Annotated in this window: 5 protein-coding genes; all 5 read right to left on the reverse strand. The window is 65.2% G+C overall.

The annotated features are described in order from the left end of the window. Positions 1 to 78: 78 nt before the first annotated feature. Complete coding sequence (gene map, locus SC1_RS01335) at positions 79 to 918, reverse strand: type I methionyl aminopeptidase (protein ID WP_062176558.1); 840 nt, start codon at positions 916 to 918, stop codon at positions 79 to 81. Positions 919 to 980: 62 nt separating this feature from the next. Beyond that, positions 981 to 3,320 carry an ATP-dependent Clp protease ATP-binding subunit ClpA gene (gene clpA, locus SC1_RS01340; protein ID WP_062183326.1) on the reverse strand — a complete coding sequence of 780 codons (2,340 nt, stop codon included), beginning with the start codon at positions 3,318 to 3,320 and terminating at the stop codon, positions 981 to 983. A 404-nt stretch (positions 3,321 to 3,724) separates the two neighbouring features. Continuing rightward, a complete protein-coding gene (locus tag SC1_RS01345) occupies positions 3,725 to 5,263 on the reverse strand; it encodes an amino acid permease (RefSeq protein WP_062176561.1) in 1,539 nt (512 codons plus the stop codon). 103 nt (positions 5,264 to 5,366) lie between these two features. Continuing rightward, positions 5,367 to 7,505 carry a penicillin-binding protein 1C gene (pbpC, locus tag SC1_RS01350; protein ID WP_062176564.1) on the reverse strand — a complete coding sequence of 713 codons (2,139 nt, stop codon included), beginning with the start codon at positions 7,503 to 7,505 and terminating at the stop codon, positions 5,367 to 5,369. Between the two features lie 165 nt (positions 7,506 to 7,670). Next, complete coding sequence (locus SC1_RS01355) at positions 7,671 to 13,511, reverse strand: alpha-2-macroglobulin (RefSeq protein ID WP_062176566.1); 5,841 nt, start codon at positions 13,509 to 13,511, stop codon at positions 7,671 to 7,673. Positions 13,512 to 13,534: the final 23 nt, after the last annotated feature.

Here is a 13,534-nt window from a genome sequence, read left to right on the forward strand (position 1 = left end):
TGTGCAGGCAAGCGCCGCGTTGAAAGTCATGGACCCCGGATCAAGTCCGGGATGAAGAAACTGGAGTCGTCACGCGGATTATTGCCAGGGCGGCGCGTTCAGACCTTTGGGGCTGGCGGTGAAAATCTCGCAGCCGGTTTCGGTGATGCCGATGCTGTGCTCGAACTGCGCCGAGAGCGAACGGTCGCGGGTGACCGCGGTCCAGCCGTCGGCAAGCATCTTCACCGCATATTTGCCGGTGTTGATCATCGGCTCGATGGTGAAGAACATGCCGGGGCGCAATTCCGGTCCGGTGCCGGGACGGCCGGCGTGGACGACTTCGGGCGCGTCATGGAACATCTGGCCGAGACCATGGCCACAGAAATCGCGGACGACCGAATAGCGATGTCGCTCGGCGTGGGTCTGGATCGCGTGCGCAACGTCGCCCATGCGGTTACCGGGCTTTGCCTGCTCGATGCCGAGCATCAGGCATTCGTAAGTGACCTCGACGAGGCGCTTCGCCTTGATCGGCACATCGCCGACCAGATACATGCGGCTGGTGTCGCCGTGCCAGCCGTCGACGATGCTGGTGACGTCGATGTTGACGATATCGCCCTCGCGTACCGGCTTGTCGTCGGGGATGCCGTGGCAAACGACGTGGTTGATGCTGGTGCAGCAGCTATGCGTAAAACCGCGATAACCCAATGTCGCGGGGATGCCGCCGCCATCGAGCATCATCGTGCGGACAAGGTCGTCGATTGCGGCGGTGGTAACGCCGGGCTGGACGAAGGGAACGAGCGCGTCGAGGATTTCAGCCGACAGCCGGCCCGCCTTGCGCATGCCGGCAAAGCCAGCTTCGTCATGCAGCTTGATCGTGCCGTCGCGAACACGGGCGGGGGCCGCGGCGTCGGCAGCGGTTACGGAGACATAGTCGTACATGCGAGTGATATAGTCGCTGGAGGCTGAAAAAGCGAGGGGCGGCCATCGGCCGCCCCGTCACCTTACTCCGCAGCCTTCTTCGTCTTGTCGGCTTTCGCCTTGCCCTTGCCGGCCTTGGGCGCGGCGGGGGTGATTTCGAAGGCGAGCGGATTGCCGACATGGGCGTCTTCGCCGGTCTTCATCTTTACCTTGACCTCGCCGCCGTGGACCAGCTTGCCGAAGAGCAGTTCCTCGGCGAGCGGCTGCTTGATCTTTTCCTGGATCAGGCGGCCCATCGGACGCGCGCCATAGAGCTTGTCATAGCCCTTGCCGGTCAGCCATTCGCGCGCCGCATCGTCGAGCTGGATGTGGACGTTGCGGTCGGCGAGCTGCAGTTCGAGTTCGAGGATGAACTTGTCGACGACGCGCGCGACAACCTCGGGCGGCAGATAGCCGAAGGGTACGATCGCATCGAGGCGGTTGCGGAATTCGGGGGTGAACATGCGTTTCACCGCCTCTTCCTGCACATCCTCACGCGTCGACTGGCCGAAACCGATCGACTCGCGCGCCATGTCGCTGGCGCCCGCGTTGGTCGTCATGATCAGGATGACGTTGCGGAAGTCGACAGTCTTGCCGTGGTGATCGGTAAGGCGGCCATTATCCATCACCTGCAGCAGGATGTTGAACAGGTCGGGATGCGCCTTTTCGATCTCGTCGAGCAGCAGCACGCAATGCGGATTCTGGTCGATGGCATCGGTAAGCAGACCGCCCTGATCATAGCCGACATAGCCCGGCGGCGCGCCGATCAGGCGGCTGACCGAATGGCGTTCCATATATTCCGACATGTCGAAGCGCTGGAGCGGGATGCCCATGATCGAGGCGAGCTGCTTGGCGACCTCGGTCTTGCCGACGCCGGTGGGGCCCGAGAAGAGATAGTTGCCGATCGGCTTTTCTGGATCGCGTAAACCCGCGCGGCTCAGCTTGATCGCCGACGAGAGCACCTCGATCGCGGTGTTCTGGCCGAACACGACGCGCTTGAGGTCGGTTTCGAGGCTGGCGAGCGTTGCCTTGTCGTCGGTCGACACCGACTTGGGCGGGATGCGGGCCATCGTCGCGATCACGGCCTCGATTTCCCTGGCGGTGATCGTCTTCTTGCGCTTCGACGGCGCGACCAGCATCTGCATCGCGCCGACCTCGTCGATCACGTCGATCGCCTTGTCGGGCAATTTACGATCGTTGATGTAACGCGCCGACAGGTCGACCGCTGCGTTGATCGCGTCCTGCGTGTAACGCACCTGATGATGCGCCTCGAACGCGCTGCGCAGGCCCGCGAGGATTTTCTTCGTATCCTCGAGCGTCGGTTCGACCACGTCGATCTTCTGGAACCGGCGAAGCAAGGCGCGGTCCTTTTCAAAATGGTTGCGGAACTCCTTGTACGTCGTCGAACCGATGCAGCGGATGACGCCGCCCGACAAAGCGGGCTTGAGGAGGTTCGACGCGTCCATCGCGCCGCCCGAGGTGGCACCTGCGCCGATCACCGTGTGGATCTCGTCGATGAACAGGATCGCGTGCGGCAGGCCTTCGAGTTCGGTCACGACCTGTTTCAGCCGTTCCTCGAAATCGCCGCGATAGCGCGTTCCCGCGAGCAGCGCGCCCATGTCGAGCGAATAGATCACCGCGGGCAGCAGCACCTCAGGCACGTCGCCTTCGATGATCTTACGCGCGAGACCTTCTGCGATCGCGGTCTTGCCGACGCCGGGATCGCCGACATAAAGCGGGTTGTTCTTGCTGCGGCGGCAGAGGATCTGGATCGTGCGATCGACCTCGGCGCTGCGGCCGATCAGCGGGTCGACCTTGCCGCCTTTCGCCTTCTCGTTGAGGTTGACGGTGAACTGGTCGAGCGCGGTTTCTTTCTTGTTCTTGCCGTCGGCCTTTTCCTTGGCCTCTTCCTTTTCCTCGGGCTCGGCCTGCGGTGAGGGCTTGCCGCCCTTGCCGACGCCGTGGCTCAAATAAGAGACTGCGTCGAGGCGCGTCAGATCCTGCTGCTGCAGGAAATAGACGGCATAGGATTCGCGTTCGGAGAACAAGGCGACGAGGACGTTGGCGCCCGTCACTTCATCCTTGCCCGACGACTGGACATGCAGGATCGCCCGCTGGACGACACGCTGGAAGCCCGATGTGGGCGATGGGTCGCTATGTCCTTCGACCTTCAAACTGTCGAGCTCGGTGTCGAGATAGTGGACGACCGCCGATTGCAGGTCGTCAAGCGCGACGCCGCAGGCGCGCATCACTTCGGCGGCATGATCGTCATCGATCAGCGCATAGAGCAGATGCTCGAGCGTCGCATATTCGTGGTGACGCTCCGAAGCGGCCTTCAGCGCGTTGTGTAGTGTCTTTTCGAGGCTTTCCGAAAAGGACGGCATGGTCTTCATCTCCTTGCGGGGACCAGGCCGGGGAGAGCGGCCCCCTTAGAAATGCAACGTGGCGATGCCGCCGCCCCACCGCAAGGGAAAAGCGGTCGGCTTTGTGAAATTACGATGACGGCGGTTGCGGCGCGGTTAACGGGGTGTTCGGAATTTGGGGTGTGGGCGCATCATTGGGGTGAGCGGGCGTGGCTTGTTCTTCCTTCGTCATCCCTGACTTGATCCGGGATCCCGTTTTTTTTGCGCGCCCGCCGGCTCCGGTATCAAGCGGGACCCCGGATCAAGTCCGGAGTGACGATGATGGAGCATGTCCAAAAGAGGTCGCTAGCAGTCCTCGCCCACCCCGGACTCCCAGCAAAAAGAAAGGGGGCCGAAGCCCCCTTTCCGTTTAGCGTTTCAAACCGTCAGTTGAACGACGGTGCCGGCGGGACCGGCGGCGGGGGTGCGTCCGCGTCGTCTTCATGCACTTCGACATGGCCGAGGCCCACGTGGCTGCGCGAACGGCTGTAGACGAAATAGACGACCAGCCCGATCGCGGCCCAGATCAGGAAGAGGTTGATGCTCTTCTGGTCGAGGTTGAAGAAGAGATAGAGGCAACCAAGGATCGCAATCGGCGCCGTGATATAGATCAGCGGCGTCTTGAACGGACGATGGCGGCCCGGATCGGTGCGGCGGATCACCATCACCGCGATCGACACCGCGGCAAAGGCGAAGAGCGTACCCGAGTTCGAGATGTTCGCCAACTGCCCCACGGGGAAGAAGGCGGCGAACAAGGCGACCGCGATACCCGTGATGATCGTGATCACGTGCGGCGTGTTGAACTTCGGATGGATCTTCGAGAAGGCCTGCGGAAGCAGACCGTCGCGGCTCATGACGAAGAAGATACGGGTCTGGCCGAACATCATCATCAGGATGACCGACGGCAGGGCGAGGCCGGCGGCGAGGCCGATCAGGTTGCCGATTTGCGGCCAGCCGATTTCGCGCAGCGTCCATGCCAGCGCTTCCTTCGAGCAGACGACCGCCTGGTCGCCGATCGCGCCGCATGCAGCGGCGAGTTCGCGGCTGCCCGGTTCAAGCGCATGGCCCGCGGCGGCGTCGATGCCAACCGGCTGCGCACCGACGGTGCCGATGACACCGGCGGCGACGAGCAGATAGAAGACGGTGCAGATCGCGAGGCTGCCGATCAGGCCGATCGGCATGTTACGCTGCGGATTCTTCGTTTCCTCGGCCGCGGTCGAGACCGCGTCGAAGCCCACATAGGCGAAGAAGATCGAGGCCGCAGCGGCGCCGATGCCGCCGATGCCGAGCGGTGCGAAGGGTTCGAAATTCTCCATATTCATCACGGGAACCGCGAGGATGATGAAGAGCGTCAGGGCCAGCACCTTGATGACGACGAGGATCGCGTTGATCGTCGCCGATTCGCGCGTGCCGATGACGAGCAGCATCGTGACGAGGCCCGCGATGAACATCGCCGGCAGGTTGATCATCCCGCCGTCGAACGGTCCGAGCACCCATGCCGAAGGTATGTCTATGCTGAACGCATGTTCGATCAGCCCGACGACATAGCCCGACCAGCCGACCGAAACGGCGCCTGCGGCGACCGCATATTCAAGGATCAGCGCCCAGCCGACCATCCATGCGATGAGTTCGCCCATGACGGCGTAGCTATAGGTGTAGGCCGAGCCTGACACGGGGACCATCGAGGCCATTTCGGCATAGCAGAGCGCGGCAAAGGCGCAGACGAAGCCGGCAATGATGAAGCTGATCATCATGCCTGGACCAGCCTTTTGCGCGGCTTCGGCGGTCAGCACGAAAATCCCGGTCCCGATCACGGCGCCGATCCCCAGCATCGTGAGCTGGAAGGCGCCGAGCGTGCGCGTAAGCGACTTTTTTTCCGCTGTCGCCAAAATGGCATCCAACGGCTTTACGCGGTCAAATAGCATAATCTTCCCCTTGTGAGCGGCTGAAACTGCCGCCCCTTCTCTTGGCGGGACAGACTAGCCGCTCCGCGCGTCAGCGCAACTTAATTTCAGGGGCTGGTGCCGCTTACCGTACCGTAAAGCGCACGCGGTCAATCATTCGGCCGCCCGGATCAACTAGCGCGAGCATATGAACCCCGGGACGCGGCAGGATCTGTTGCCCCGCATCGGCGTCGCCGAGCGGCTTCTTGTCGAGGATCAGGCGATAGCCAGCGACCGATCCGCTCACCGTTACCGCGAGCCGCTGGCGGTCGATCGGGATGTCAGGGTCGAGCGCGTAGACGCTGCCGCTGACCGGGCTGGTGATACGCGGGCGGCGCGCGGCTTGCGGGGCGGCGGCCATTTCGCTTTGCGCGGTGCCCGCCATGAAATATTCGCGGCGCGGCGGTTCGCGGGTGCCGGAGAGAGTGATCTGGCGGACTTCGACCCCGCTCGGCATGGCGGGAGGCTTGCCGGGGGTGCCAGCGTGGAGCGCGAGCATCACGTCGCGCCAGACGGGTGCGGCGCCCGAGGTGCCCGAGACGGCGCGCATCGAATCGCCCTCGAGATTGCCGACCCAGACGGCGACGGTGAAGCGGTCGGACCAGCCGATGCACCAATTGTCGCGCATGCCCTTTGATGTGCCCGTCTTGGCGGCGGCCCAGAAGGGGAGGCGGAGGGCGCTGTCGGAGCCGAAGGCGTCGGTGCGCGCCGAGGCGTCGGCAAGGATGTCGCCGACGATGAAGGCGGCGGCAGGGCTGACGATCTGGCGTGGCGGATGTTGGCGAAGGTGCCGCGTAATGTCAAAGCTGACCGGCGACCACTTCCCCATATTTGCAAATGTTCTGAAGGCATTGGCTTGTTCTACGAGCGAAACTTCGGCCGATCCGAGCGCCAGGCTGAAGCCATAATATTCACCATCCTCGACCAGGCCATGATAGCCGAGCGCCCAGAGGCGGTCGCGGAATTGCTGGACGTCGTCGATCACGAGCGCGCGGACCGCGGGGACGTTGAGCGACGAGGCGAGCGCGTGGCGCACGCTGACCGGCCCCTTGAAGCTGTGGTCGTAATTTTTCGGGACATAGAGCCCCGACGCGGTGTCGAGCTGGACCGGGCTGTCGTCGAGGATCGACGCGGCGGTGAGCCAGCCATGTTCGATGACCTGCGCGTAAAGATGCGGCTTGAGCGTCGAACCCGCCTGCCGCCGCGCGTTTGCGCCATCGACCGACGCGGCGGTCGATTTCAAACCGACGCCGCCGACATAGGCGAGCACTTCGCCCGTCGCATTGTCGAGCACGACGACCGCGCCGTCGCGGACACGGTCCGAACCCAGCCCGGCGAGCTGGCGGCGCAGCGCGACGATTGCGGCGGTCTGGATACGGCGGTCGATCGTCGTCGTGACGCGCTTGCCGGGTTTGTCGAGCAGACGGACCGCGAGATGCGGCGCGAGCGCACGATCGAAGCGCGCGGCATGTTCGCCCGACACCAATGTCGCGGCGGCGGCGCGGACCGCGGCGCAATCCTTCGCCTTCGCGACGCGGCAAGCGCGGCGGCCCAGCGCTTTGGCGTCGGCGGCCGGATTGGGGAGAAGCCCCGCGAAAAGCGCGGCGTCGGTGCGGTTCATTTCGGCGGGCTTCTTGCCGAACAGACTTTGCGCGCCCGCGCCGATCCCTTGCGCCTCGCCGCGCAGCGGCACGAGGTTGAAATAAGCCTCGAGCATCTGGTCGTGCGACCAATGCGCGGCGAGCGCCTGACCGGCGCGCATCTGGCGAATCTTCGTTCGCCAGTCGCGCTTGCCCGGCTGCGCGAGCGTGGGATCGATGAAGGCGGCGAGCTGCATCGCCAGCGTCGAAGCGCCGCGCGAGCGGTCGCCGGTCCACCTCGCGCGGATCGCGCTGGCGATTGCGAGCCAGTCGACCCCGCCGTGCGACCAGAAGCGGCGATCCTCGCTTTGCACGACGGCATCGCGGACGGCAGGGCTGATGTTATTCAGCGGCACCCAAGCAAGGCGGCGGCGCTGGAAATTGACGCGCTCGCTGTCGAGCAGGCGGCCGTCGCGGTCATAGAGCCACGCTTCGCTGGGGCGCCAGTCGGCGCGGACCTCGGCATAGTCGGGCATCGCCGGGGGGCGGGTGAAGAGATGCGCGACGGTGACGAGAATGAGCGCGCCGAGCGCGAGCCATGCGAGAGCATCGCGCCAGTGCGGGAATTTGGTCCAAATAGTCATTGATGAGGGGCCTAGCCGTCACCCATCATCTCGTCATTGCGAGCGGAGCGAAGCAATCCAGGGTGCGACAAGCCGCTCTGGATTGCTTCCCCCGGATCAAGTCCGGGGTCGCAATGACGGAAGAGAAAAACGCTCGCGATGACGTCAAGGCAAAGCCTCCCGACATCACTGCCCGACGCTCGCCACCGTCATCGGGGCGTTTGGCCATTGGCCGCGGATCGCGGGCGAATACATCGCTTCGACGCGCGTCTGCGGCAGAGTGAAGCGGCCTGAGCCGTTCAAGCGGACGACATATTCGACCGCATGGGTGCCCGCGGGCATCCAGCCGAAATAGCCGCGCCAGCTGTCCTTGCCGCGTTCGACATAGCTTGGCTGTGCGCCCGATCCGCTGGCCTGACTGCCGAGCATTTCGGACTGGCCGCCGAGGTTGCCGACGATCGTTGCGCCCGGCGCGATCGGATCGTTGATCACGACCCACGTCCGGCCCGCGGCCGCGACGACCTCGATCCGCACCTTGATCACGTCGCCGCGCGTCAGCTGATCCTTGTTCGCCGCCTTGACGATGCTGACCGAGCGCTTGATCCGGTAACCGGCGTTGAGCGGTTCCTTCAACGGCACCGCCGCCTTGACGCTGACCGTGGCCCATGGTGCGCCGGTGCCGTCATGCTTGAGGCTCATCGTCGCCGCGTTCAGGGCAACGCGTAGCGGCGAGATGGGCTCGGCGGGGAGCGGCCAGCTTTGCGAGGCGGTGCCGCCCGCAAGGCTGACGTTGGTGACGCCGGTGATCGCATTTGCCGGATAAAGTTCGGCGAAGCGGCGAACGGTGACGGCGCCCCAGGCGTTGGCGGGGGTGGTGTCCCAATGGCCCTTGCGCTGGCGTTGCGCGACGCCGACCATCAGCTTGCCCGCGTCATCTTCCCAGCCCTTGCGGCCCAGCACAGCCTCCAAAGCCTTGATCGCCATTTCGTCGCCGCTGGTCATCATCCACCACGGTGCCTTGGCATCGTCGACGAGGTCGAGGCGCGTGCCTTCGTAGACGAGACGCTTGCGAAGCTCGCCCTCGGCCGCGGTGCGCAAGGCGGGGGCATTGCGGACGCCGGGGGTGCGTTCGATCGCGACGAGCCAGTCGGCGAGCGTGCTGGTGGCCATGTCGATCGGCGCGACGTCGATCGCCGACACGAGCTGCGCGCTCGACGCGTTATTGCGTGCGAGCGCCGCGAGTGCCGCGATGCGGACCGGGCGGATGTCGTAAGGGCCATAGCCTTTACGCGTGAGGCGCCCGTCGACGACCGCCTGCAACGCCTTGACCATCTTGGCCTTCGACGCCTCGGGGATCGCGAAGCCGTTCGCCGCGGTGATGCTGAGCACATAGGCGGTGAGCTCGATCGACCCTTCGAGCCGCTCGTTCGGCCAATAGCGCAGCAGTCCGTCGTCATCGAGATAGGTCGGCATCGCGCCCGCCAGCGCCTGCCAGCGCCCGATGTCGCCGAGCGCAATTGCGCGCGAAGTCGACTGTTCAAAGCAATTATAGGGATAGGCGCTCATATAGTCGCGCACGCCCGTGAGCGGCGGCGCGAGCGTGCCCGCAAGTGCGATATCGACATAACCGCCGGGCAGCGCGCCCGCCGGGATGCCGATCGGCAGCGTCGTATTGGGGCCGACGCGGAACAGGCTGGCGGCCCAGGTTTCGACAGGGACGGCGGGTTCGACGGTCTGTTCGAAGACAAGCCGGTCGCGCTGCTTGCCGCCCTTGGCGACCGCTTCGACCGTCCATTCGATCGGGCCGGTTGTTTCGGGCGCGGTCATCGACCAGCTGATCGGCACGGCGCCGCCCGCGGGGATCGTGACGGTCAGCGGCGGCGCGGTGGCGACGGCGGGCGACAGCGTCGGGGTCGCGGTGACCTCCATCGGCTTGTCGGTGCCGTTGCGCAGCGTGAAGCGCGCATCATAGGTGTCGCCGGTTCGCACGAGTTCGGGCATCCCGGCAAAGATGCCGAGATCCTGCACGGTGCGGACGGTGGTCTCGCCGGTGCCGAAATATTGCGATCCGTCGGTCGCGATCGCGACGAGGCGGAAGCCCGACAGATTGTCGCTGAGCGGCACGTCGACGGTCGCGCGGCCCTTGGCGTCGAGCGGAACATTGCCCTTCCACAGAAGCACGGGGCGGAAATCCTCGCGCGTCAGGCCCGACAGGTCGCCGCCGCCGCCGCCGCCCGGTTCGAGCGCCTTGCGGCCATAATGGCGCTTGCCGACGACCTGCATCTGCGCGGTCGAGGTGAGCACGTCGAGCGTGCGTTCGCCCATCATCGCGTCGATGACCTGCCAGCTCTCGTTCGGCGCGAGCTGGAGCAAGGCTTCGTCGACTGCCGCAAAGGCGACGTCGGCATTTTTGGGAGCCTTGCCGCCCGGCGTCTTGACCTCGATCGCGACCTTGGCGGTCTCGCGGACCGAATATTTCTCCTTGTCGGCCGAAACCTTCACGCCAAGCTGATGGCCTTCCCACCCAACCTTGATGCGCGCGATGCCCATGCGATAGCTGGGCTTGGCCAGATCGACCAAAGCGGTCGGCGGGGCACCTTCGCTATTCTCGATCTTGAAACCGACCGCGCGTTTCATCTTGCGGAACCAGCTTTCGTCGCCGGTCACGCGCCCGCGCACCGCCATCACCGAGACATAGACGTCGGGCGCATAGGTTGCGGGAAGCTTGAGCTTCACGACCGGATTCGTGCCCTTCAAAGGAACGACAAAGCTCGACAGCACGCCCTCGCGTTCGACGGTGACGAGCGCGGTCGCTTCACGGAACGGCATGCGGACCTGGAAGCTGGCGGTGTCGCCGGCGGCATAGCGCGGCTTTTCGGCGATGACGTCCATGCGGTCGCCATTGTCGCCGCCGAACCACCATTCATTGTCGCCCGCGAGCCAGACCGAGCGGACGGCGCGCGCTTCGTTGCCGTCGGCGTCGACGGTCGTTGCGACGACGGTGACTTCGCCCGAGATGCCGGGTGCCATCGCGCAGCTTGCGCGGCCAAGCTTGTCGGTCGTCGCGGTGCAGGTCGCATCGAGGCGCGTCGTGCGCATCTGATTGTCATAGGCGTAGAAACCGCCGATCAGGCGGCGCCGCGCGGTGATGATTTCGCGATTATAAAGCGCGACCTGCACGCGCTTGCCGGAAATCGGCTTGCCGTCCAAATCGAGCGCGATGAAATTGAGGCGCAGATCATTGTCGCGCATCAGCCAGCCGTCGGTCTTGAGCCCGAGGCGGACGGCGGAGGGGTAGAGGGTGATGCGGCGGCTCGACGTCAGCGTCTCGCCATTGGCATCCTCATAATCCATTTCGACCGCCATCAGCGTCGGTTCGGTGATCGGCTGGTCGACTGCGACGCTGGTCGTCGCGGCGCCATTGGCGTCGAGCTTCAAAGGCACCGAGCGCGCGAGCGGCAGTTCGGCGGAGGGTTCGTCGCCGCTGTCGTCAAGCTGGACGACGCCTTCCTTGACCGGCTGGCCGTCGAAATCCCAATCCTTGTAATCCTGCGGCGGCGACCAGCTCGACTGGAAGTTGGTGCGCAGCTCGACGGGGATATTCGGGGCGGGACCACCCGACAGATAGCCGACGAACAGCGACAGCGGCACGGCGGTCGGACGCACGGGTGACGTCTTTGGCCCGGTGACCGTCGCCTTCATCGTCGGCAGGCGATATTCGTCGACGCGGACCGACTGGCCCGACCAGATCGTCTTGTCCTCGCCATCCTTATCCTTGGTGACAAAGACAAGTTCATAGTCGCCCATCGGCGCCGAGGCGGGGACGTCCCAGACGGTCTCGCCGCTGCCCGTCGCGGCAATGGCGAAAGGCATTTCGAATTCGGTGTCGGAGCCGCGGTGGACGAGGCGCAATTTGCCCGCGAGCGGCTGTGGCGTCATGAAGCCGGTGCCGACGGGGCGGCGGAGCAGATGCTTCATATGCACCGTCTCGCCCGCTTTCACGAGTGCGCGGTCGAAGACGGTGTGGAGGATGTCGTTCCGTTCCGACCAGCCATAGGGAAAGTCGAAGTCATAGGGGCGGATGCCGTCACCCCAATCGGTGAGCGTGAAGCTGAAATCATCGCCCGCGCGCGCGCTGACCATCAGTGCATGGCCCTCGCTGGTCGACGGATCGGGATCTTCCTCGCAGCTCGAATAGGTTTCGGGCTGGGGCAAGCCGCCCGCAAAGGCGAGGCGCCCCGCCTTGTCGGCGGTGCCGCGCGCGAGCAGGCGCCCGGTGCAGCTGTCCGAAACGCGGATTTCGGCGCCCGCGACGGGAAGCCCGGTGTCGAGCGCGGTCACCCATGCGAGCGAACCCTCGCGGCCCCATTTGAAATGCACCGCCATATTGGTGACGAGCGCCGCGGTCGCGACATAGCGCGTCGATTTGCGGCCGAGCAGCGCGGCGCCCAGTTCGGGGCTGGCGATCTCGACGACGTGGAAGCCTTTTTCGGTCAGCGGGATGCCGACGACTTCAAATTCCTTGCCGCCGCCGGGAGGCGACAGCTGCATTTCGCGGCGTTCGCCGCCCGCAGGGGCGTCGGCAAAGACCGATTTGGTGCCGGTGTAATTGACCGTGACCTCTTTGCCGGTGCGGTCCTTTTCCTCGCGATAGTCGGTGTCGTCGGCGTCATCGACACGCTTCAGCCAGCGTGCGATCGCGGCATCATCGTCGCCGACCTTGAGCGCGGTCGCGGGCATTTTGAGGTTCGACTGAACCATCGTGCCTTCGACGCCGCGGACAGTGACGGGCAGCACGCCGCCTTCGCCGGCTTCGAGAATGCCGAATTCGGCGGCGAATTTGACGAGCGGCGGGGCGCGGTCGATGTGGAATTTCAGCGGGAAGTTCGACTGATTTTGCAGCTTGCGGCCGCTCTGGTCGGTGACGTCGGCGGGCAGGACGAGCGTCGCGTCGACATTTTGCGGCAGCGGGCCGGTGAAGCGGACGCTCGTCAGCCAGGCGTCATTCTTGTCGTCGTCGTCGATCTTGGGCGTCAATTTCTTGCCGTCGCTGGTGTTGAGCGTCGCGGCAAGGATCGTTTCGCGCGAAACGGGCGAGGCGAAGCTGAGCGTCACATCCTTGATCGGGTTGCAGCCTGCCTGCGGATTGATGCGGCTGCACGACATTTTGGCGGTGAAGGCGGGGCGCACATCATGGTCGAAGCGCTGGTCGCGGCCCGCGGTGCGGCTGGGCACGCCCGCCTGGCTGATACGCGCGTCCCAGACTAGCGCCATCTCGCGACCGGGGGGCAGCGGGCGGCGGCATTTGACGGGGACGATGCGGTCGAGCGCAGCTTCGCGGTCGGGGCCGGCGGCGGGAAGGCGCTGCGGCAGACCGGCGTCATAGGTGAAGGACTGGCGCGACCAATTATTGTCGCCGAGGCCGGTCAGAATCTGCGTTGCCGTCTCGCGCGGCAGGACGTCGACGGGAATCTTCTCGCCGATACCGTCGACGGCGCAATAGGCAAAGCGGCCGACCGAGGCGCGATCGGCGGCGACATTGGTGGCGACGAGGAAGACCTGATCCTCTTCGATATCTCCGTTCATCCCGCCCGCGAGGACAGCGCGCGCCGAGGGGCCGCCGGTATCGAGCGCGAAGTGGCTGTTGCCGACGACAGACACGCCGCGCGCGGTCTTGAGCCCGTCGCGCAGTTCGACATGACAGGCGAGGCCGCCGGGGAGCGGCTTGTCAAATTCGAGCACCCAGGTGCGCGTGTCGACCCAGCGTCCGGTCGCGGGCAATTTGCAGTCGTTGGTCGCGGGGGCGGCGGCGCGGGGATCGCCGAGCGGGACCATGTCCTCGGAAAAGCGCAGGGTGAAGCGCGTGATCGTGCCGTCGCCGGTGCCCGAGCTGCCCGCGGTGGCGAGCGTCACCTGCGGCACGGTGTCGGCGGCGGTCGCGGCCATTGCGAGGCCGAGCGGGACGATCAGCGCCAATTTTGCCTTGCTGGCCAATGTCGTAGCCAGCGCGCGCCATCCGATGCTCATCGTCAAATCCCCCGGTTCAGTCG

It is taken from the genome of Sphingopyxis sp. C-1 (assembly GCF_001047015.1).
Taxonomy (GTDB): Bacteria; Pseudomonadota; Alphaproteobacteria; order Sphingomonadales; family Sphingomonadaceae; genus Sphingopyxis.

Coding starts and splice junctions, on each gene's coding strand:
- map (WP_062176558.1), bottom strand. CDS start 918: ATGTACGACTATGTCTCCGTAACCGCTGCCGACGCCGCGGCCCCCGCC.
- clpA (WP_062183326.1), bottom strand. CDS start 3,320: ATGCCGTCCTTTTCGGAAAGCCTCGAAAAGACACTACACAACGCGCTG.
- SC1_RS01345 (WP_062176561.1), bottom strand. CDS start 5,263: ATGCTATTTGACCGCGTAAAGCCGTTGGATGCCATTTTGGCGACAGCG.
- SC1_RS01355 (WP_062176566.1), bottom strand. CDS start 13,511: ATGAGCATCGGATGGCGCGCGCTGGCTACGACATTGGCCAGCAAGGCA.
- pbpC (WP_062176564.1), bottom strand. CDS start 7,505: ATGACTATTTGGACCAAATTCCCGCACTGGCGCGATGCTCTCGCATGG.